Genomic DNA, 20,444 nt, shown 5'->3' on the forward strand with positions numbered 1-20,444 from the left:
CAAATCACTTAGAATTATAAAACAAAAAAAGACCCCTTAACAGAGATCCTTTATTTAAAGATGATGTTCAATTTCTTGTCGATCTACAATATATTGCTGGTCAATCCCAAAAAACCATCATGTAGTTTTCCCTCTTTGAACCACTTTTGATTGACCGTTTTGGATATACCATACACGATATTCTTCGCTTTCCAGATGTGTAAAATAATAATAATTCCTCTTTCGGCTGAAGTATCCCTAAGCGTTCCAGACCTAGCAGGGTAGCATAATCGACTTTTAACAATTGCTCCACTTGTTCTTTTGTATATCCTTTTTGTTCCCGTCTCCGACGGATCAGAAGCTCGCGGCAAGCCAGTAATTCTTCATGAGTGAAGGTTGCGTCCGCTAACTTTCCATCCTTTACCGAGCACATTGGCTTAATTTTTCCTTGTAGAATCATCTCCACGAGCTCCACAAGTTTTAGTTTATATGACTTAAACTGCTTTAAAAATTCATACAACGTCCTCCCCTGAACCTCCGCTTGATACGCCCCTCGAACTCTTCTAAGAAAAGTTTCAAACTCACTTTCACTGATATAATATTGGCTTTTCTTGAACTGGTAAAGGGTTAATAACTTGTTGTTGATAAAATCATTGAGATGAACCTTGTCACTTATCCCTAATCTATTCGCTGCCTCTGTCCGGCGTATAAACCCTTCTGCAGGAACTTCTTGATCCATGATGATATAATCATTAGCTGCACAGGCTACTTTGGATGTTTTACGGGAAATCTTCTGTAAATTTTTCGGCATCCTCCGTGAATTGGAGGGTTTATGAATACTCTGAGAAGGGATGTATAACAGAGGAGTTATATGCTTAAAAACTTGGTTTAGTCCCGGATCGTACTGAAGGCATACCTTAATTTTTGGGTTTCTTTTTCTAGGTTATAAATTACTTATGCTTTTCATTGCATCTTTAAAATTAACCGGGAAAGCATCGGGCAATTGGTAGACATTCGTGTGAAGATGATAAGAACTCTCATTGTTAGACTGATATTTTTTGTATTTTTAAATGCATTTAAAACATAGCTTTGGTCAACGACACTGGGACTTCCTTGTAATAAATGACTCAGTCGATTAGATAAAGTAAGATAGTCATTCAACTTGATTCCTTTTAAAAGTGGCAATTTATCGGATCCCGCATTTCCAGAGATTATCATGGATTGAAACCATTCCTGCGCCTGCAAGCTTAGCGGATCTGAAATCGTTGGTCCGCTAGCATATGAAAATATCCCTTCACAGTGAGGACAGACACCCATAATAAAATGATCCATCATAATCTTCTTTTTACAACGATAACAATAATCAAGCAGTAGCTCATTATGTTCAAGACAAACTGTTACCGGTTCAACATTCCACAAACTTTGATGATATAGTCCATGTTGCTTAACACAAGAACCGCAGTATTTAACCGCATTTCGCATTATAAGTTTAGGTACCCTTCCCCATTTGTTGTGGCAGTGACTTTCTAATTTATAAAGGGGGATGTCTGACCAAGATTTTATAGCTTCCGATGCCGTTCGGTTAAAAATATTGTTTCGGATATCCGAACTGCTCGCAACCCAATCTTCGGCAAAACCTCTGATGTTTGTATAACCATTCGCGTAGATTAAACGCAATACGTAACTTACCAAACTTTCATCCTTCTCAATATCCAATACAGTGTTCATTTCCATATTTACCTCTCTTTTTAATTTAATGAGAGCTATTATATGAAAATAGTGCACTTTTTATCAAAAACGCTGTTTTCAATAATTAGGGAAATCCCATTCGCTGTATATCATCAAATAGAAAAAAATTCCTGGAACATAAGCTTTTTCACATTTGTTCGATATCTTTTTCTCTGCAAATTTTATCATTACATGTGAGAATAATTGTGATTCTACGACTGTTATCATTGCCATAGTAATGATAACACTTGCCTGTTTGGAATTTGTCGATGAAAAGAGCCGCTCTTATAAAAGAGCGGCTAGATATATCATCAACTATTGGACACTACCTCAGGAAGCGTTATTTATAGAGATTGTTTAATACATCTTCTTTTAAACTTTGATACTGAACATTATCCTCAGTAGCTTTGATTTCCGCTACATCAATACCTTGCTGTTCGGTTACATCTGCAGATAATGAAGCTTTAGAACTCACTTTAGTCGTGTCTGCGGCAGGGATATTGAATTTTCCTTGTTCCAAACTTCTAATCCAATAACCTTGATCCTGCTCATCCCATTTTAAAAATACAGCATAGTCCAAGCCCTCTTGCAAAGGTGTATAATCCTCATAATTATATATAATCGTTCCTAGACTTATTCCTGGCTGATCGTGAGTATATGTTGGTTCTAAAATTTTAATACTATCACCAGGTTTTAAATCAACTCCATTGCTCTTAAAAACTTGATTTATGTTCACCTCAGTAACGGTGTGACCTGTATAGTAATCTCCAAAATCTTTAATCACATTTTCCTTGTTTGAAGTAGCTTTCACCTCAAGTATCAGTTCTGAATCATCAGAGATCATGTCATAATTATCATAGATCATATGATCTGCAGAGATAATGATCTCATTTTCTAAGGTATTGTCGGCATAGATGTATCCACCAATACACAAGGCTGCTACAATTCCAACTGATATAAATAATTTTTTACGCATATTTACCATCCCCACTTTGTTCTAAGATGTGCTAAATCTGTACTCGTTGGTTTTGTCAAACTGATTTTGCCCGAAGTCATCCAATTCTTATCCAGATGAGCTGGACTATCTTCGAAGTGCGCTAAACTAAGAACGTGCCCAATCTCATGTCCAGAGGTCTTATATCTATGTGTATAGTCAAAACCCATTTCGTCTTGATTTCCGTGATCCAAGACTATTCTTGCTTGCTCAAAAGAATCTCCTAACTGCTGAATGTAAGGCGCAGAAACCTGCTCCACTTGTCCCAGCCAGTTATAGTTCCAGTACGTAGTTTCACCATAAGTCCCGTCAGGTAGAGCATTGTAACCCACGTATACTTTCATTGCTGCTGAGGCAGTACTAGACTTTTTGAATCCTACTTTACTGGATGCTGCGTCCCATTCCGCAATCCCATTGTCTAACGATCCTTGAAAACCATAATTTGTAACTGAAGAATCGTACCAGTAGGTGATTTCACTTGCTCCTCCTACTATGGACCCCTTCATAATGTGAGCAGGTCCTGTGTCGGCTAAAGCTAATGTAGTAAGCATAGCATCAAAGTAGCTGTTATTAATGCTACTTTGAATTTCACTGAGTTCTTTTTCATTTTTTCCTCCTGATGTTTATCTTAGATGTAATTTCAGAAATTTGATAATACTAGAAGATTTAACAAAATTCTATGTAGTTTTTGTCAGTTTTAAAATACATTTGTACGAAAATTGAATTCATAAAAAGAATCAAATCCACAAAACATATTTTATTTAAACACTACGTTGGATTAATAGTTGTTAAAAGAACTAAAATAATATCTAGAAAATAAGAATAGCCAGTCACGAGAAAATAATTACCATACGGTAGAGAACGCTAAGCAAATATAAGCTCATCACTATTTTAATCCATACACAAAAAATCTCAGAGTTAATTACTCTGAGATCTGCACGACAATGTTAATTATGATTTTATTCATATTCTAATATGTATTAATTGTTACTAGCAATAAACTGACAACTCTTTTTAATATAGTGATTTCCCCCAATAACAACAGTTTCTAATGTCTGACGTTCAATGATTCCCCCTTCATCCAAAATCTCATCTTGCTGATAGACGATAATATGCCATTGATTTTGGATGGCTTTTTCAAAATGTGAAGCTTCATATAGAAGTTCCACGCATAATAATCCCCCTCGTTTTTTATAAGTGTACTACACCATTTTGTAGGATAAAAATGTAAGTTGAAATATATGTTGCTGAAATGGTACATACTAACATTATATATAAGCATGACATCATCTGACACTTAGAAGGAGCAAGTTAAATGGATTTTGAATTAGAACCAACTAATATAAAGAAAAAGAATACCCACAAACTTATCAAAGAGCTTGCTCGTCTTAATCTTTCCTGGTGGAAAAACTATGGTGATCCTGCTATATATGGAGCATTCTGCACTCACCTAGCCGAACTTGGGTCAGAGTCAATGGAAGTAGCAGAATCGTATTTCTTACACTTAAATACCTGGGCAAGAAAACATGATTTTGATTATCAAAGACTACACCGGTTCCAGATAAGATTGTCGATTGGTGAAACAATCATAGATATAAAAATCAATGATTTGGATTATGAATTTTATTTACTCGTGAACGATATGCCCAAAAAGCTATTTAAGAATCCAAGGGAGATCGAGCCGTGGATTCAAAATGAGTTCCTTGATTCGATGAATTGATTGCATCTCTTCAATTATAGAAGATCAACCTTTATATTAAACTGATATCAAGACAACGTTCCTAAGCAACGCTTGCTTCTATGAAGGCTTCTATAACTACTATGAAATAGATGATTGAGTAGACTAACAAATAAAAAAGTGATGCTGACATCACAGCATCACTTTTGTTTATTTTGTACTTCTTAATTTTAATCAAAGTGGGTTGGATGACTTATAGATAGTAAAATCTGAACCAAAATGTTCAGCTACTTTACTTGTTTTTGCAGCAAATCCCCAAGAAAGTGTACTTGAATCTCCACCACCACTGTGCACACCTAATAATACTTCTCCAGCCCAGGTAGTTGATCCACTGTCACCACCTTGAGAATAATCCTTAGTATTGCCCGTTGCATAAATTTTCACAACGTCTTTCGTTATAATCTTTGTATCTTTATCTGTATAACTTGTGCTCGTTTCCTGTACTTGACCGCAAGTATACTCAGTCTTAATCCCTGATTTACACACATATTGATTCATTAAGAAGGAACCTGAGTTCGTGTACTTTGCATCATAGTTAGTATTGGCATTGGCAAATATAAAGTTCGATATTTTTCTACCCGAATTAGTTACATTAATTAATCCGATGTCGAAACCTCGGGATTTATGATAACTTATATGATCTGTGCCCACATTGCTACTCCATTGTCTTACTATTGATCCATCACCCTCAAGACAGTGACCAGCCGTAACTAAAAATTTTGTACTTCCTTTTGTAGCAGTAAACGCTGTAGAACACGAGCCAATCCCTGTCCTCTGTATTCCAATGCCGCCTCCTAAAATAGGATGATTATCTTCTCGCGAGAATTCATTATAGTTTTTGGCTTCCGGGTCAAAAATAATGTTTAGAAATTTCTCGCTACCTTCGTAATCTTCTACGAATAATTGAGCAGATTTTGCAAAATTATCAACAAACAATTGAGATGAAATCGCTAAATTATCCACTTCATCAAGGATTACATTGACCTTGTTGTTTTCTTCATCGACCCCAACCGAAGAAATGTGAAGACCATTTGATTCTAAATTTGCACGATTGTCAAAAATATTATCCTTAATCTGCATCAATTCATTATAAGTAGTGTCCGTAACAACAAATTTAATCTTATCTTTGAGTTTTTCGGACAAAATATTTTTAATTTCACTTGTAGTACTGTCCTCATTTTTAAAACCGATAACAATTTTAAACCCGTTAGTCCGATCGATGTGAACGGTTCCATATTTCTGAATTTCTTCATAATTACCTAATATATTAGCTACTTCATTTTGCATGATCATAATGTCGTCCATCTCTGCTGATATTTGTTCTTGTGATATTTCTTTCTCTAGTTCTTTCGAATCTACTTCTGCATGCGCTTGCTGGTTAGTAAAGAGTATCAGAATTGTAAAACTAAAAACAGATAGAAAAACATAAAATACTTTATTCATATGAATTTACCTCCTAGTAATAATTTGTGTTTTTCCAATAATCAGGTTAACATAGTTTATATTTAGAAAACAAGGGAACAACTTCATTTCATATCATTAGGAGGTTCACTATGAAGAAAATAATACTTTTTATGTTAATTAGTATGATTGTACTTTCTGGCTGTTCTAACGAGGACGAAAAAGAGAACTATCCAATTTACGAGGGTACTTTAGTATTTAAAACAGTTGAAAATGACGAGTACAAATTTCTTGTTCTTCAAAATATAAGTAAGGAAGATTTGGAGAATGGTGATCTTGATGATTTTATCGAACTAGCACAAGACCAGCCGGAGGCTTCGTATTATTTTGTTGACAAAAAGGATTATGAATCAATAGATATAGGACAACGAGTCAAAATCACTGCCGACTTTAACCAACTAGAGTCCTTGCCGCCTATTAGGACAGTTATCAGTATTGAAAAAATTGATGAATAAGATACACACCAAAATCTGATTCCTAATTATCACTATAAAAATTTTTGAAATAAAACCACGATCCAATTCCTCTACTGATGGACTTGAATCGTGGTTTTTTGTTCTTGATACATATCATTTATTAAATTAACATCAAAATTGTGTACAACTCAGCACATATATAGCTCGTAATATACAATAGACGCCCCTGTCTACCTAAAGCTAATAGCTTCAACTGCCTTCACCTATCGGAAATTTAATCCTAAAGATAGCGCTCATACTGGGGACACAAAAAAAGCAATGCTGACATAGCAACATTGCTTTTTTGTGTACTCTCAGTTCACTATCTCTCCTTCATACAGTTTCCAGTTATACTTCAGTTCTTTGTCACCACGCGAATCAAGAGATGCTTTCAATTTCACTTTGTCTCCTTCTTTCAAACCATCTTTCATGGTCTCACCACCCTTAAGTTCAACAATAAATGTATAAGACATCATATCCACTTTTTCAGTACTGATAGTTGCCCAATCTTCACCGTTATAATTATCGCCGCCGTATACAACTATAGTGTCTCCGATAGCTTCTAAATCAGCAATAATTCCGGACCAGTTTACGATTTTTTCACCATATAGGTATCCCAAGTTGAAGATTTTTGGTCTTTTGGTAAAGCAGAGTACCCTTCGACTACTGGCAAGAAATCGGCAGCGCTTTCCATCAAATCAGCCACTTTCTTTTGTTCTTTTGAAGCGTAAGATGTTTGTAGTGTTAATGCTTTACCTGATTCTAAAACTTTCAGGAAGTTCTCACCGTTATCTTGTCCTTTTTTGATAAGAATATAGATATTTTTTACTGCGTACGAATTCATATCAGGGTTATGATATTTTGCTGCATTATCATCTTTCTCGAATTCCATGATATCGACTTCATCTGTTTTTAATGCCTTCACTAAGCCTTCAGAACCTTCATATTTTGCTGTTACATCTTCAGCTTCACTTACAACCAACCCTGAGTCTTTTAACCAAGTAAAAACGTCGTCCGCCTTATAACCATCTGCTTTTTTAGGCTCTTCTGCTTTCACTTCTTCTTTAGGTTCCGCTGGTTGCTTTTCTTTAGAACCACAAGCCGAAATTGCAAATTCCCAATGTCAGTAGTACAACCAGCCATTTTTTTGAGAAAGCTTCTTTCATATGTAAATTCTCCTATTAAAATACTAAAAATATTACATAAGTTGAAACAACAGCCATAATGTATAGCTCCCACTTGCCCTGGATATATCGGCTATTCCCCCCACCAGATTATTTGAGCCTTCGAGTTTCCTTCCTCATGATACCTTGTTTCGTTCTCTATGGGGATATTTGAATGCTCAATAACTATGGGTACAGGGAAGCCTATGAACCGAATCCCCAATAATAAAACAAAGCTAATGACAAGAACTCCAAACAGGGCAAGTTTAACATGTTTCATTTGCTCCATCCTCCAAAGAACACTTCAATTATCATTCTTGTACATTAATATATTGAAAGATTTCTCCCAAGAACCTAGTCTAGTGATTCTGCTGGGTAGACTTTCATGATATCAAAATATCCCGGTGCTCCAATCGAGACGGTCGTAAAATAGAAATACCGCTTCTCCAGCTCCTGATTTTCCTCGCTCATCTCCAGAAAAGCTGGATCATTTATGATTTCATCATTCATTATGCCTTCCCGCCAGAAGCTCAGTTCAAGTTCAGGAATTACAAAAGAACATCCAGTTCTTGGATCGGCATCTCCTACCATTGGATACTCTTTACTAAGTCTGTGAATCAAATCCTCTGCTTTGGTCGTGAAAACGTCGACGGTTTGAAACAAGCAGGGAATGTGGAATTGTCCCGAATAATTCGGGTTTATCAGCTGAATAAACTTCACCCTGCCACTGGAATCATATTCGAAATGTTCGCGCATAAATAACATTTCGACATATCTGGGATTAACTGGATTGTCATCATTAGCTCTCAAACGGTCCAGATTCCGAAAAGTTTGCTCGACTTCTTCCCTGCACATCCCCAGCCGAAAAGGACCGATGCCAACAAGCGGATTTATCATGATTGTGTCCAAGTACAAACTCCTTTCAAATGTAATTTCTTTCATCCAGTATAGATGATTTAGCGATCATCAGCCTCTCCATACCTTTGCTAGCTGCTTCTTCGTTTATTGAAATGATGTTTACAATGAATGATTACGGGCAAGTCCGGAATTCCGAGTTCGATTTGGGCACTACTTCCTTTTCGACCATCGGTAACAAGCTGCTCCTCAACCAATTGAAGCTACTGGTTTAATTCCGTACACGCGTAAGTACCATATGGCATTGTAACACTACAGGAAAGAACATGATGGTTGTCAAGAAATTCAATATCGAATTTCGTTCAAACTCTTGGAATACTATTCTTGCATTCGTTGATTTGCCTGTAAAAGGAAGTCCCTCCATCAAAAATCAACCCGGATTGATTGCGTATTTGTTTCATAATAAGCGCTCCTCAGTTTCTGAATATTCCATATACTTAATTCTTTTTAGCGCTATGAATAAAAATATCGAGAAAAGCAGATAAATAACTCAATAGTTTCAAGGAGAGTATTTATGAAAAGTATAATGATGAAGTGCTTAATAGTACTTATTGGGCTTGGGATAACAGGGATAATCCCTTCCATTAGTGCGTATTCTGAAGCTGTATTACCTAAAGTTGATAAAGATGGTCACTATCCGATTACGTATTTTGATTCACTAAATGGAGCAGTTAAAGATTATCAAAATTTAACATCTACAAATCCTGTATTAATACCAAAATGGTTACCCAAGGAATCATATTTGGAAAGTATACGCATTCTTGGTGGTGGCAATGTTCTGACAACGGAATACGTAGGTGAAGATCTGAAAGTTCGAATTCATGTTAATCCAAAAATAGAACGGTCAGATTTAAGCAAGCGTAGGACGATCACCATAAATGATAAAACAAAAGCTGAGTATAAGGAAAACAATTTCCTTTATTCATTGAATTTTGATAAGGAAGGTAGAAATTACATGATTCTTATTGAAAAGAAGAATGCAAAATCAATCAATAATGTTAATCCAATCAGTGTTATCAGCAAAGATAAAGCGATAGAGTATATGGTTAAAATTGGACAATCATTAACCCGTTTAAAGGAGATAGTTATTTCAAGGAAATAATTGTTAAAAACTAAATCTAACTTTTAAACGTATTCACAAAGAACAAAATTAATCCCCCTCTATGAGGGGGATCTATATAAACTTTAAATTTTCGAACCCGTAATCAAAATAAGGTTATTACTCCATAAGCAGTACTCGAGCATTGAATTGCGTTAATTTTTCTTCTCAAGACCTACGTTTCGATTAGCACAGTTTGACCAACAAGAGTGTATGCCACCTATTAGACGGTTAAACATGAATGAACTAAAGTAAGCGATAGTGGAGTATGTTCCACTATCGCTTATTTGTATTTAGGGTTTACATATATAATGAAGAAATAACGTGCTGGTTGCTAAATTATAACGTTTCTCAAATGACAGAGTTTCTGGATTCTCGAGGAAATGGTGAACATCTTGTGTTTCTAATTTTGAAAAAAGAGCCAGGGAATCCGCAGAAAAATTCAAATTTTGAATTAAATGATCCACTACTCCCCTGACTCTTTCATTAGACCCTATGCTTTCAAAACCTAAGGATAGCAACACTATAAATTGTTGAAATTCTGAAATGACACTTTGGGAATAATTCGTTATATCTAAAGTGTCATTTAATAAACCTAAAATCATATCCTCACTACAATTAGACATTAAAGTTTGCGTTGAGAGTTTGTAAGTAACAATAACCTTTTCTAAGAGCTTATTAAATGGCTCACCATCTGAATTACTTGAATTTATGATAAGAAATACTATCACTTCCTAAATCTGGGTTATTTCCAACTTAAGTTCTCATCATATTTTATTCTTTCGGTTTTGTTGTAATTTCTAAAAAACGCATATACGGTTGTCCGTACATTGTGAAGTATAAGTCTCCTATCTTCGTTTCAATAAGTTTGCCTTTCTTTGTTGCTTTTGAAGCATTTGAATCCACCCACGTAGCCAAGGTTTTAAACTCTTCTGAATCCTTACTAAAGAAAGGGGACTTATAAACTTGCGCAGCCGCTTTTGTTGTTGCGTCAATTAACTTTGGGTTCGTTGGTGCGTCAAGATTGTTTAGATCGATATACCCTGACGCATCCACAAGAATCTCGACCCAATCAATCTGATCATCATCACGAGTATGGTATATATCAAATCGAACTTCAAGATTACCTTGCTGGTAGATCCCGACATACGCATCAAGCGTTTGTAAACACTCATTACGAACTTTATAACCACCCTCTTCCAATGATTTCTTCAGGGCACTGGCCGTAAATTTAAAAGGCGTTACTGTGGACTTGCTTGATACATGGGAAGATATCTCAACTTTATTTGCAGAAATGCCGAATCCGACGGCAATGGCTAAAATCAGCACAATTACTGCATGTGTTACTTTAATTTTTTTCATATTGATTAATCCCCTCATAGTCTGACGAGTAAAAATGTAATACCCGCATTCATGATTGATTGGATTTCGTTCTTTATCGGCATTTTTAACTCTTTAATAAAAATAGATCTTTTACTTGAGATGATACACTTAAAATCAAGACTCTGTTAGTACAATATTGCAAGAGCTTCCATAAAATCATAGTGTCTTATTGAATTTTCATAATCATCACGATATTCCAGTAATGTCGCTTTTTTTCTAAAATAAGCATGAAATAATGTGATAAATTCTCAACATCGTATTCCTTCGACATAAGTTCCTTCAAATGTCTCCTCAACTCTCCAAATCCATCTCTACAATCAATAATTGTCCTAAATATAAGTAGTTTTGCTTCAAGGTGAGATACATTATTAAACACTCCCATAATAAAGTCACCGAGCATCCCCATTGCTCCTGCACTACACAAAAATTCATCATTCATCCATGCTCAATTTGTAACGCACATCAATCTGCCCGTCTTTTATTCTCATCTGGACTTCGCCCATCTGGTCCGTTCGATAAATCTGTGAACCCACAGCCTCCAGTCGCTCAAGCACTCCGGGGTTGGGATGTCCATATGTATTGTTAGCTCCTGCTGAAATGACTGCTGATTTGGCATGCCAGTACTGCAGCCAGGCTTCTGTCGACGATGTCTTGCTGCCATGATGCGCCACCTTCAACACATCGACCGAATTCTCAACAGCTGGCAATGAGAACGAATCTGACTCCTGTTTGAAAGAAGCTGCAAGAGACCCGTCTTGAATCATGTATAACAGATTTTGTTCTGCTGCCGCATCCATATCGCCTGTAAATAACAGTGATGCTCCAGCCATGTCCAGCAGGAAAACAACCGAATCATGATTCTGATGTTCAGACACAGGGAGCCTGCCTCCCGTTTTCAGTGAATGATCCAAATCAGGCGATATAAAATAAAGCACGGTTTCTTCGTCTGCTGCGTATGACATCCCTTGTTGGATGGCATATAACGGAATACTGCGTTCCACTGCGGTATCCAGCAACTTCTCAAAATTGTCTTTGCCACTCGTTGTACCGTTAAACATGAAACGTTCAACCGGAATCTGCTCAAGCACTGCCTGCAGCCCTCCGGCATGATCCTGATCGGCATGAGTCAGAATGACCGCATCCAATCGATGAATACCACGTTTTTTCAATAAAGGTACAACTACCTTGGCACCCACTTCATAGGGATCTCGCCGGATTCTCCAGGATTCCTGATTGCCGAAGCTAACCGTTCCCCCGCCATCCACCAAAATATGTTTCCCTCCAGGTGTAGTTATCAGTGTGCTGTCCCCCTGGCCAATATCCAAAAATTGAACAACACCAGTACCAGCAATCTGCGGTGTCCGGTAGGCCCAACCCAATCCCACTACAAGAAGCAGTGCCAGTAAACCACACATCCCTTTATGGAACAAATTCATCCGTTCACCCATATAGTAGCCGGCACCTCGCGCAGTAAACGCACTTGTATACTCCGGCCAGGCAATGCTTGCACTTAGTGTCGTCATAGACCCAGAACCATTACTTCGAACCTGTTGGCCTTCACCTTGCCGATCCCGATCCATTCGTTCGCTCAATCCCCCGGACTGTGCTGCTCCTGGCAAACCTTGACCACGATGTGTACGAACCAGAGGCGCGGTGTCTTCTTCCATATTCGAAGCTTGCGGAATCTCTCCCTTTCCTCGATGAAGAAGAAACAAGAGTGCATACAGTATGGCATAATACGCTGCAATCCACAGCAAGGAAGGCGTGGCCCAGATCAGGACAAATCCCGGTAAACTATTCATCCATTCCACACTCACAAATGTTACTTTGTTTAGCATAATCGCAACCCAGGCAAGAGGTTTGGCAAGAGGCAGCCATAGAAATGACAATAAGAGAGCGACCGTGCCAAGCGGTAATACGACAGCGCTAATCAAGGATACAAGCAGAAAATTGGCGACAAAAGAAAGCAGTGAAAACTGGTTGAAATACAATATCGTTACCGGAAAAGAAATAAGCTGCGCGGTTACCGTTACTGAAGCTGTTGCTGCAAGGGCTTTGGGCCAACCATTAAATAACCGGTTTATGAGAGGCATGTAGATCATCAGCCCGGCAGTGACGAGAAAAGATAGCTGAAAGCTAACACTTAACAGGAAATACGGATTCCACCACATCATCATCAAGGCTGCTGCGCTGATCATCTGCAGTCCGTCTCTGGCCAGCCCTCGCCGTGCCATATATAAACCGATCATGGACATAATCCCCGCTCGAATGACTGAAGGTGAACCACCAGATAACAGCACATATGCAGGAATCAGTAATAAGACAATGGTGAGTGACGTCTCTCGGGTTAACCTTAGCCACGACAAAAGGAGTAACAGCGATGCCACATATACCGCCACATGAGTGCCCGAGATGGCCAATATATGCGTAAGTCCCAATTGTGAGAATTGGCCATAGGTATCGGGGTCGATATCGCTTGCCATACCTATAATAAGACCTTTCAAGTAACCCGCGTGAGGTTCTGGAAACAGTCTGTCTACAGCAGAACCCAATTTACTTCTGATCAGGTCATTCCACCGCAGTATATTGAACTTGCCCATCCCTTCAGGAGAAACCGTTGATACCGAACTGGCTCCTTTTACTTTGAATAGCCAGTGAATATACTGTGTTTTCAAGTAATTCCGATAGTCAAAGCCACCAAAATTCCTCGCTTCTCCCGGAAGTGTCAGTACTCCGGTTAACGTGATAGCGTCCCCCCGCCGCCATCCCGCCACAACTTGCTGTTCTTCTTCTTCAGCCAAACGTACTTGTACCATCAGACGTTCGTTCGTTTGGGCCACCCGCAGGACCTCTGACGCAGTTCCGGATTGAGCACCTGACAATGGCTCTATTGAGTTCATCTGTATTTGAAAGTCTGCCCGATCACCATCAACTCGAACATCCGAATCCAGTGTTCCATGAAGCGTAGCTGAGTACCCATCCAGATCTTCAGCCGCTATTTTGGTAATCTCGGGCAGATTGCTCACATTCCGGGCTTCATTCCACTCCCAGTGCACAGCACCACCGATTAGTGCCACAATAAATACCCCGATGGCCCAGCCCCGCATGCCGATCCACCGAAGCAAGAACGGCAAACAGGCGAGTGCGCCGACCATTCCCCAAAGGAGAGTCCATCCTGTCATAGCACATGCCATTCCGCTGCCGCACAACCAACAGACGGTGAACACTAACAAAGGTCTGCCTTTCATTCTCCATCCCCCTCTAAGCCTCCAGTGCAACCAACGCAAAGAACCCCCGGCAGCTGAAACAGCTAAACCGGGGGTTCTTCCCACCGCATCCACTTGCTATTAAACTTTAAAACGTAGTAACCTACCTACTTTTTAACGTTTATTCGTTTATCCTGCATAATCATCCGTTAATCACTAATGGTCATCATGGTCTCACGGGGCGGCTGGTAATTCTCCAGCTTGCGAAACGTAATTCCCTTCTGGGCCATCATGCGTGTTACTTTGCCTGTATCCTTGGGATACGGGCGATGAAAAACAATCTCCGTAATGCCGCTGTTGGCGAGCATATTGGAGCAAGTCCAGCAAGGTTCATCCGTCACGTACACGGATGAACCTTCACGATCAATCCGATCGGTGAACAAGAGCAGGTTCTGCTCCGCATGAATCGTACGAATACAGCGCTGCTTTTTGACCATTTCCTCCTGACCATCGGTTACAACAAGCTCATATTCTTCTGAAATCATGCATCCGGCTTCCGAGCAGTCGGGGACGCCCATGGGTGCTCCGTTATACGCTGTTCCAAGCAATTTTTTGCCCTGAACAAGCACAGCTCCGACATGACGGCGTGAACAGCGGGAACGGGTTGAGACCATATATGCGATATCCATAAAATAAGTATCCCAGTCTTTGCGTACGTCTGCTGTACTCATGATCGTTTCCTCTCCCGTTCGTTTTAAGTTTATCTTTAGCAAAATACTCATCCAGCTACTTAACGTAAGAAAACCTTTGTTTACTCTAACGTACTCATCACAGTATTAAATTAATTAACGGATCTGGACATATGGAGCCATCTTCTCCAACATCTTCATCCCGATTCCCTTGACCTTCGTCAGATCACTGACTTTGGTAAACGGACCATGGGCATTCCGATAATCGATGATGGCCTGTGCCTTTTTCTCTCCAATGCCCGGAAGCTCTGTAAGCTTGGAAGCAGGTGCCGTATTAACATCAATCTTGCAGTTATCCATATCCTGTACAGGCTGAGCCGTTTGATTATTTTCCGGGACAACTTCCGCTGCAGAAGTCGTTGCTGATGAAGTGTCCGATCCACCCACGGTACTGCTCGAATCGGCCTCTTTAACTACCCCTTTATCCACCTGTTCGGGCTCCTGAGAAACAGCTTCATCCGTTGCCTTCTTTGCATCCGTATCTGCCGCCGCTTTTGCTTCCCCACCACCCAAAACAGCCGACTGCACAGCAGAAGGTTCCTGCTCTATCGTCGGCGTCTCGGTGCCGAGCTGCATGGGTTTCCAGCCAGAAGGAGGCTGTTCACTTTTGCCCGACCATAATATCAATGCACTTCCAATCACCGCAGCAGCAATGGTTATTGCCTGTTTCCATTTCATGCTTCCACACCTTCCCTGTCTTCAAAATAGTTCATTCTGAAAACGGGCGGTGCTTCCGAACCGTTGAATGTTGCTGGTGAAAAATTCAGCTTTTCTTTTTTCATGTCATGTCATACAAGTCCTGATGCATAGACTAGAGGGAACGAACTGCGCCAGTACCGTAAAGCATGAAAGGAGGCCTGAAACAATGAAGGTTGGATTTATCGGAACCGGCAGCATGGGAAGCCTGCTGATCTATGCCTTGATCCAATCCGGAGCATTGGAGCCCCGGCAGATCGCCGCAAGCAATCGGACCCCTTCCAAAGTACGTCAGTTATCCCTCCGTTACCCTGGCCTGCATGAATCGCAGAGCAATCGGGAAACTGTCATCCGAAGCAATATCATATTTTTGTGCGTGAAGCCGCTCGAGTTCAAACATGTTATTGACGACATCCTGCCTGTTGTGAATTCCAATCACATGATCGTCTCGATTACGAGTCCCGTGCAGCTGCGCCATCTGGAATCTTCACTTCCTTGCAAAGTCTCCAAGGTTATTCCCAGTGTTACGCACCAGGTCGGCAGCGGAGCATCCCTATGCATTCACGGCGAGCGCATGACCACGGAAGACCGCTCCGTTCTGGAAGGGCTTCTCAGTCATTTCAGCAAACCCTATCAGGTGGAGGAAGCCTGCACCCGGATCACATCCGACTTTTCCAGCTGCGGACCTGCATTCATATCCTTCTTTTTGGAACAATGGATCGAGAGTGCCGTCAAACTTACAGGGATCAAACGCGCAGATGCCTGCGCTCTCGCGGGTGAAATGCTCCTTGGAACAGGCAAGCTGCTCACGGAAGGAGGATATACACCCCAAGAACTTCAGGCTCGCGTTGCAGTACCCGGAGGCATTACCGCACAGGCACTTGCCTTAATGAAGGTCAGCCTGGACGGTGTATTCGACAGCCTCATTCATACGACCCATGACAAGTATGAAGAAGACTTGTTAAAGCTGGATGAATTATTCAGAGCCGGTGAGATTAACCGGCAACAATATTAACCAGTTTGCCTGGAACGGCAATGACCTTGCGAATGGTCTTGCCTTCCAGAGCCTGTTTAACCGGCGCCAGTTCCATCGTAAAGTCCTGCATGCCCTGCGCATCCAGATCCTTCGCAATCGTGGCACGGGTTACGATTTTACCGTTTACTTGAACTACGATCTCCACTTCGGCATCCACCGTCATGGACTCGTCATATTCTGGCCAAGCCACGTAGGATATTCCTCCCTCGTGTCCAAGACGGCTCCACAGCTCTTCCGCCATATGTGGTGCCAGTGGTGACAGCAGCTGTACAAAGTTTTCCATTGCTTCACGCGGCAGTGTATCTGCTTTGTAAGCATCGTTGATGAAGATCATCAGTTGGCTGATCGCTGTGTTGAAACGCAGATGTTCCAGGTCATCCGTAACCTTTTTGATCGTTTTGTGAGCGGTGCGTTTGAATTCTTCCGTTCCACCATCCACAGTGATCTTGTCGTTGATCTCCCCAGTATCCTCGTTGATGAAGAGACGCCATACACGTGACAGGAAGCGGTACATGCCCTCAACCCCATTTGCATTCCACGGTTTCGTAGCTTCCAAAGGTCCCATGAACATTTCATACAGACGCAATGTATCCGCTCCGAATTCATTCACAATTTCATCCGGGTTAATGACATTGCCGCGGGACTTACTCATTTTCTCATTGTTGGTTCCCAAAATCATACCTTGGTTCACCAGTTTGTGGAACGGCTCCTTGGTACTAACCACGCCCAGATCATACAGCACTTTGTGCCAGAAACGAGCATACAGCAGGTGAAGCACGGCATGCTCGGCTCCTCCGATGTAGAGGTCAACCGGCAGCCATTGCTGCTGTTTCTCCTGGGAGATCAATTCCTTATCGTTGCGTGGGTCGATAAAGCGCAGGTAATACCAGCAGCTGCCCGCCCATTGCGGCATCGTATTGGTCTCGCGGCGTGCCTTCATTCCCGTTTCAGGATCTACCGTATTTACCCAATCGGTTACATTCGCCAGTGGTGATTCTCCAGTACCCGAAGGTTTAATTTGGTCGATATCCGGCAGCAGCAATGGAAGTTGATCTTCTGGCACGGTTTTCATCGTTCCGTCTTCCAGGTGCAGAATCGGAATCGGCTCTCCCCAGTAACGCTGACGACTGAACAACCAATCGCGCAGGCGGTATGTTGTTTTCCCTTGTCCCTTGCCGTTCTCTTCCAGCCAGGCAATCATTTTTGCAATGGCCTCTTCATTATTCAGTCCGTTCAGGAAGTCGGAATTCACATGCGGTCCGTCTCCGGCATATGCCTCTTGTGTCACGTCTCCACCCTGAATAACTTCAATGATGTCCAGACCAAACTGCTTCGCAAATTCCCAGTCACGCCCATCATGGCCCGGAACAGCCATAACAGCTCCTGTACCGTATCCTGCCAAAACATAATCCGCAATCCAGATAGGCAGTTTGGCACCATTGACCGGATTGATCGCATAGGCACCAGTGAATACCCCCGTTTTGTCCTTGGCCAAATCTGTGCGCTCCAGATCACTCTTGCGGGAAGCCTGCTCCTGGTATGCCTTAATGGTTTCACGTTGTTCCGCTGTTGTAATTGCCTCTACCAATTCATGCTCAGGAGCAAGAACAGCAAAGCTGGCACCGAACAGGGTATCTGCACGTGTTGTAAACACCTTGATGACTTCTTCACTGCCCTCAATGGCGAATACAACTTCAGCACCAGTCGATTTACCAATCCAGTTACGCTGCATATCCTTGATGCTTTCGGACCAGTCCAGCTCTTCCAGATCTTCCAGCAAGCGTTCAGCATATTCTGTAATTTTCAGAACCCATTGGCGCATCGGTTTGCGAACAACCGGATGTCCACCACGCTCACTCTTGCCGTCGATAACCTCTTCGTTAGCCAGTACCGTACCCAGGGCTTCACACCAGTTAACTGGCACTTCATCCACGTATGCCAAGCCTTTTTTGTAGAGCTGAATGAAGATCCACTGCGTCCATTTATAGTATTCCGGGTCAGTTGTGCTAATTTCACGATCCCAGTCATACGAAAAACCGAGAGACTTGATTTGACGACGGAAGTTGTCGATGTTTCGGAAAGTGATCTCCCGTGGATGTTCACCCGTGTCCAATGCGTGCTGTTCTGCAGGCAGACCAAATGCATCCCAACCCATTGGATGAAGCACGTTGTAACCGCGCATACGTTTGAAACGTGAAACGATGTCCGTTGCCGTATAACCTTCCGGGTGACCTACGTGCAAACCTGAACCGGATGGATAAGGAAACATATCCAGTGCATAAAACTTCGGTTTACCCGGATCCTCACCCGTTTTAAACGTTTTGTTCTCGTCCCAGTACTGCTGCCAATTTTTCTCCATAACCTGCGGCTGGTAGCCGTGCTTCGGCTGGTGATTCTCACTCATCTATTGTTCCTCCTCTTGGTTATTCACATTTATTGCAACAAAAAAACCTCAGCATCCCGTAGCGTTTGCAGCGCTAGGGACGAGAGGTTGAATTCCCGTGGTACCACCCTAGTTAGCGGACGAACGTGCTTCGTCATCCACTCCCTTTGGACCTGTAACGGCGGTTAACCGATGCGGATTTCCATTCCTGAACGAATGCTCCATTCAAACACAGGATGGTGTAATCACCGCATTTCTCCAAGGCGAGTTCGTGAAATACTGTCAATCGGCTTGCACCAACCGCCGACTCTCTGTCATGTACAGGACCCACTACTGTTCCTTATCATCGAAATATGTATACAATATCGGGAACATTATATAAAAAAGCAAGACCAAAGTCAATATTACGCGCTGCGTTGACTATAAATGGTACTGTTTAACAGCATTCGCTCAGGACAAACGAAATCGATCGATTCCTTCTTCCAGGTTATTAATCGCCCACTGAATGTGTTCCTGATCATCATACTGCCGGTATGAGCATTCAATCCGCAGCACTAGGTCAAAATACAGATCGTATAAACTTCTTCGTTTTCGTTCACTATCGGTTGTTATGGCTCTCCCGTAACCCTTCACAAATCCCGGTGTATAATTAAAATGACTGAAGTAGTGCTCCATAAGTGGATCTGCCCAGAGTGACCGCTCAAAATCAATAATGGCCGTAATCCTTCCTTGTTCCACAAAAACATTGCCATCCCACAGATCCCAGTGGACGAGCACAGCTTCCTTGACATCATCCAGTACATCGGATTTTTCCTTAATCATTCGCTCAAGCTCTTCATAGTGGATAGGGAGGTCCACCCCAGCCTCTTTACCGTCAGCAAGCAAGTCATCCATCAAACTCAGAAATGCTTCCTTCCAGGTGGTGTACTTCGGTTTCTTCTCTGAAAAGTAACCAAATTTCTCACCTTTGATCTCATTCATTCGGCGATTCAATGCACCAAGCTGCTGTTCAATCCTTTCCTGTTCTGCCGCATTATACTGATCTTTGACCTTGTTGTAGGGTGTGCCTGGCATATAATCCATAATAAAATACTCCGCCGGAGCAAGACTGCGTGTGGTATCATGCGCCAAGACACGGGGAACGGGCACATCTCTAAGTTCCTCTACGAGCCGAAGTGCCTGCACTTCGGCAATCATCAGATCCTGTTCACAGCGCATGGGTTTATTTATCGCAGAAGGGGCAATTTTGAGCACGACCACCTTACCATTGCTTAGCGTCATAAAATAGGCATGGTTGGCCCAGCCATCAATCATTTCCTTATAATCTTTGATGTCTGTGTTAAAATGCTGTTTGGCAATTCCGTTTAGTTGTTCAGAAGTCAGTCTTGTTTTATATGTACTTTCCATTGTGCACCACCTAAATTAGATTACAATTCCTACTCATATGCTATTGGAAAGC

The 20,444-nt window shown here is 41.4% G+C and carries 22 protein-coding genes and 1 other annotated feature; of the genes, 4 read left to right on the top strand and 18 right to left on the bottom strand.

Features of this window, described 5'->3' with window-relative positions; genetic code table 11:
* Positions 1 to 100: 100 nt before the first annotated feature.
* The 5 genes from AB3N00_RS17610 to AB3N00_RS17630 form a co-directional block, all read right to left on the bottom strand.
* Positions 101 to 790, bottom strand: coding sequence for a hypothetical protein (locus tag AB3N00_RS17610; protein ID WP_413035721.1), 690 nt, complete (start codon positions 788 to 790; stop codon positions 101 to 103).
* Between the two features lie 152 nt (positions 791 to 942).
* Entirely contained in the window at positions 943 to 1,707 is a 765-nt protein-coding gene (locus tag AB3N00_RS17615; RefSeq protein ID WP_413035722.1) for a TniQ family protein, read from the bottom strand.
* A 340-nt stretch (positions 1,708 to 2,047) separates the two neighbouring features.
* Positions 2,048 to 2,683, bottom strand: a complete 636-nt coding sequence (locus AB3N00_RS17620) for a hypothetical protein (protein ID WP_413035723.1) — start codon at positions 2,681 to 2,683, stop codon at positions 2,048 to 2,050.
* A gap of 2 nt (positions 2,684 to 2,685) precedes the next feature.
* Positions 2,686 to 3,252: a hypothetical protein gene (locus tag AB3N00_RS17625; protein ID WP_413035724.1), complete on the bottom strand. Its 567-nt coding sequence runs from the start codon at positions 3,250 to 3,252 to the stop codon at positions 2,686 to 2,688.
* A 429-nt stretch (positions 3,253 to 3,681) separates the two neighbouring features.
* Positions 3,682 to 3,870: a hypothetical protein gene (locus AB3N00_RS17630; protein WP_413035725.1), complete on the bottom strand. Its 189-nt coding sequence runs from the start codon at positions 3,868 to 3,870 to the stop codon at positions 3,682 to 3,684.
* 146 nt (positions 3,871 to 4,016) lie between these two features.
* Here AB3N00_RS17630 and AB3N00_RS17635 point away from each other — a divergent pair, with 146 nt between their 5' ends.
* Complete coding sequence (locus AB3N00_RS17635; RefSeq protein ID WP_413035726.1) at positions 4,017 to 4,421, top strand: hypothetical protein; 405 nt, start codon at positions 4,017 to 4,019, stop codon at positions 4,419 to 4,421.
* A gap of 192 nt (positions 4,422 to 4,613) precedes the next feature.
* Here AB3N00_RS17635 and AB3N00_RS17640 read toward each other — a convergent pair whose 3' ends face one another.
* Entirely contained in the window at positions 4,614 to 5,882 is a 1,269-nt protein-coding gene (locus AB3N00_RS17640) for a S1 family peptidase (protein WP_413035727.1), read from the bottom strand.
* Positions 5,883 to 5,992: 110 nt separating this feature from the next.
* Between AB3N00_RS17640 and AB3N00_RS17645 the strand changes: the two genes are divergently transcribed.
* The gene (locus tag AB3N00_RS17645) at positions 5,993 to 6,355 is read left to right on the top strand and encodes a DUF3221 domain-containing protein (RefSeq protein ID WP_413035728.1); all 363 of its coding nucleotides are present in this window, start codon (positions 5,993 to 5,995) and stop codon (positions 6,353 to 6,355) included.
* A 314-nt stretch (positions 6,356 to 6,669) separates the two neighbouring features.
* On the opposite strand, the gene AB3N00_RS17650 is transcribed toward AB3N00_RS17645, so the two are convergent.
* From AB3N00_RS17650 to AB3N00_RS17665, 4 genes are all read right to left on the bottom strand, one after another.
* A complete protein-coding gene (locus AB3N00_RS17650; protein WP_413035729.1) occupies positions 6,670 to 6,975 on the bottom strand; it encodes a hypothetical protein in 306 nt (101 codons plus the stop codon).
* Positions 6,945 to 7,412 (bottom strand): hypothetical protein, encoded by a 468-nt coding sequence (locus AB3N00_RS17655; RefSeq protein ID WP_413035730.1) that lies wholly within the window; start codon positions 7,410 to 7,412, stop codon positions 6,945 to 6,947. The genes AB3N00_RS17650 and AB3N00_RS17655 overlap by 31 nt, the downstream gene beginning before the upstream one ends.
* Before the next feature lie 200 nt (positions 7,413 to 7,612).
* Positions 7,613 to 7,798 (bottom strand): hypothetical protein, encoded by a 186-nt coding sequence (locus tag AB3N00_RS17660; protein WP_413035731.1) that lies wholly within the window; start codon positions 7,796 to 7,798, stop codon positions 7,613 to 7,615.
* A 74-nt stretch (positions 7,799 to 7,872) separates the two neighbouring features.
* Positions 7,873 to 8,427, bottom strand: a complete 555-nt coding sequence (locus AB3N00_RS17665; RefSeq protein ID WP_413035732.1) for a hypothetical protein — start codon at positions 8,425 to 8,427, stop codon at positions 7,873 to 7,875.
* Positions 8,428 to 8,947: 520 nt separating this feature from the next.
* On the opposite strand from AB3N00_RS17665, the gene AB3N00_RS17670 reads away from it, so the two are divergent.
* Positions 8,948 to 9,535, top strand: coding sequence for a hypothetical protein (locus AB3N00_RS17670; protein ID WP_413035733.1), 588 nt, complete (start codon positions 8,948 to 8,950; stop codon positions 9,533 to 9,535).
* Positions 9,536 to 9,825: 290 nt separating this feature from the next.
* On the opposite strand, the gene AB3N00_RS17675 is transcribed toward AB3N00_RS17670, so the two are convergent.
* The 6 genes from AB3N00_RS17675 to AB3N00_RS17700 all read right to left on the bottom strand — a co-directional run bounded on the left by AB3N00_RS17675 (position 9,826) and on the right by AB3N00_RS17700 (position 15,548).
* Entirely contained in the window at positions 9,826 to 10,263 is a 438-nt protein-coding gene (locus tag AB3N00_RS17675; protein ID WP_413035734.1) for an HTH domain-containing protein, read from the bottom strand.
* A 43-nt stretch (positions 10,264 to 10,306) separates the two neighbouring features.
* Positions 10,307 to 10,894, bottom strand: a complete 588-nt coding sequence (locus AB3N00_RS17680; protein ID WP_413035735.1) for a hypothetical protein — start codon at positions 10,892 to 10,894, stop codon at positions 10,307 to 10,309.
* A 187-nt stretch (positions 10,895 to 11,081) separates the two neighbouring features.
* Positions 11,082 to 11,354: a hypothetical protein gene (locus AB3N00_RS17685; protein WP_413035736.1), complete on the bottom strand. Its 273-nt coding sequence runs from the start codon at positions 11,352 to 11,354 to the stop codon at positions 11,082 to 11,084.
* Positions 11,347 to 14,163, bottom strand: a complete 2,817-nt coding sequence (locus AB3N00_RS17690; RefSeq protein WP_413035737.1) for a ComEC/Rec2 family competence protein — start codon at positions 14,161 to 14,163, stop codon at positions 11,347 to 11,349. Before AB3N00_RS17690 ends, AB3N00_RS17685 begins: the two co-directional genes overlap by 8 nt.
* Before the next feature lie 167 nt (positions 14,164 to 14,330).
* Complete coding sequence (locus AB3N00_RS17695; RefSeq protein WP_413035738.1) at positions 14,331 to 14,852, bottom strand: deoxycytidylate deaminase; 522 nt, start codon at positions 14,850 to 14,852, stop codon at positions 14,331 to 14,333.
* A gap of 114 nt (positions 14,853 to 14,966) precedes the next feature.
* Positions 14,967 to 15,548, bottom strand: a complete 582-nt coding sequence (locus tag AB3N00_RS17700; RefSeq protein ID WP_413035739.1) for a ComEA family DNA-binding protein — start codon at positions 15,546 to 15,548, stop codon at positions 14,967 to 14,969.
* A gap of 187 nt (positions 15,549 to 15,735) precedes the next feature.
* Here AB3N00_RS17700 and comER point away from each other — a divergent pair, with 187 nt between their 5' ends.
* Entirely contained in the window at positions 15,736 to 16,581 is an 846-nt protein-coding gene (gene comER, locus AB3N00_RS17705) for a late competence protein ComER (protein WP_413035740.1), read from the top strand.
* Here the strand turns inward: comER and leuS are convergent.
* Both leuS and AB3N00_RS17715 read right to left on the bottom strand, forming a co-directional pair.
* The gene (gene leuS / locus AB3N00_RS17710) at positions 16,562 to 19,006 is read right to left on the bottom strand and encodes a leucine--tRNA ligase (RefSeq protein WP_413035741.1); all 2,445 of its coding nucleotides are present in this window, start codon (positions 19,004 to 19,006) and stop codon (positions 16,562 to 16,564) included. The two genes, comER and leuS, sit on opposite strands and share 20 nt — an antisense overlap.
* 72 nt (positions 19,007 to 19,078) lie before the next feature.
* Positions 19,079 to 19,341, bottom strand: a binding site (T-box leader).
* A 94-nt stretch (positions 19,342 to 19,435) separates the two neighbouring features.
* A complete protein-coding gene (locus AB3N00_RS17715; RefSeq protein WP_413035742.1) occupies positions 19,436 to 20,392 on the bottom strand; it encodes a phosphotransferase family protein in 957 nt (318 codons plus the stop codon).
* Between the last annotated feature and the right edge of the window lie 52 nt (positions 20,393 to 20,444).

The sequence above is a fragment of the Paenibacillus xylanilyticus genome, from assembly GCF_047246825.1.
In the GTDB taxonomy this organism is placed as follows: Bacteria; Bacillota; Bacilli; order Paenibacillales; family Paenibacillaceae; genus Paenibacillus; species Paenibacillus xylanilyticus_B.

What these genes read in the sequence shown, in the direction of transcription:
- AB3N00_RS17640 (WP_413035727.1), bottom strand. Translation starts at nt 5,882, where the DNA reads ATGAATAAAGTATTTTATGTTTTTCTATCTGTTTTTAGTTTTACAATT.
- AB3N00_RS17685 (WP_413035736.1), bottom strand. Translation starts at nt 11,354, where the DNA reads ATGAATGATGAATTTTTGTGTAGTGCAGGAGCAATGGGGATGCTCGGT.
- AB3N00_RS17645 (WP_413035728.1), top strand. Translation starts at nt 5,993, where the DNA reads ATGAAGAAAATAATACTTTTTATGTTAATTAGTATGATTGTACTTTCT.
- AB3N00_RS17660 (WP_413035731.1), bottom strand. Translation starts at nt 7,798, where the DNA reads ATGAAACATGTTAAACTTGCCCTGTTTGGAGTTCTTGTCATTAGCTTT.
- comER (WP_413035740.1), top strand. Translation starts at nt 15,736, where the DNA reads ATGAAGGTTGGATTTATCGGAACCGGCAGCATGGGAAGCCTGCTGATC.
- AB3N00_RS17610 (WP_413035721.1), bottom strand. Translation starts at nt 790, where the DNA reads ATGCCGAAAAATTTACAGAAGATTTCCCGTAAAACATCCAAAGTAGCC.
- AB3N00_RS17700 (WP_413035739.1), bottom strand. Translation starts at nt 15,548, where the DNA reads ATGAAATGGAAACAGGCAATAACCATTGCTGCTGCGGTGATTGGAAGT.
- AB3N00_RS17715 (WP_413035742.1), bottom strand. Translation starts at nt 20,392, where the DNA reads ATGGAAAGTACATATAAAACAAGACTGACTTCTGAACAACTAAACGGA.
- leuS (WP_413035741.1), bottom strand. Translation starts at nt 19,006, where the DNA reads ATGAGTGAGAATCACCAGCCGAAGCACGGCTACCAGCCGCAGGTTATG.
- AB3N00_RS17615 (WP_413035722.1), bottom strand. Translation starts at nt 1,707, where the DNA reads ATGAACACTGTATTGGATATTGAGAAGGATGAAAGTTTGGTAAGTTAC.
- AB3N00_RS17695 (WP_413035738.1), bottom strand. Translation starts at nt 14,852, where the DNA reads ATGAGTACAGCAGACGTACGCAAAGACTGGGATACTTATTTTATGGAT.
- AB3N00_RS17690 (WP_413035737.1), bottom strand. Translation starts at nt 14,163, where the DNA reads ATGAAAGGCAGACCTTTGTTAGTGTTCACCGTCTGTTGGTTGTGCGGC.
- AB3N00_RS17670 (WP_413035733.1), top strand. Translation starts at nt 8,948, where the DNA reads ATGAAAAGTATAATGATGAAGTGCTTAATAGTACTTATTGGGCTTGGG.
- AB3N00_RS17680 (WP_413035735.1), bottom strand. Translation starts at nt 10,894, where the DNA reads ATGAAAAAAATTAAAGTAACACATGCAGTAATTGTGCTGATTTTAGCC.
- AB3N00_RS17620 (WP_413035723.1), bottom strand. Translation starts at nt 2,683, where the DNA reads ATGCGTAAAAAATTATTTATATCAGTTGGAATTGTAGCAGCCTTGTGT.
- AB3N00_RS17625 (WP_413035724.1), bottom strand. Translation starts at nt 3,252, where the DNA reads ATGCTTACTACATTAGCTTTAGCCGACACAGGACCTGCTCACATTATG.
- AB3N00_RS17635 (WP_413035726.1), top strand. Translation starts at nt 4,017, where the DNA reads ATGGATTTTGAATTAGAACCAACTAATATAAAGAAAAAGAATACCCAC.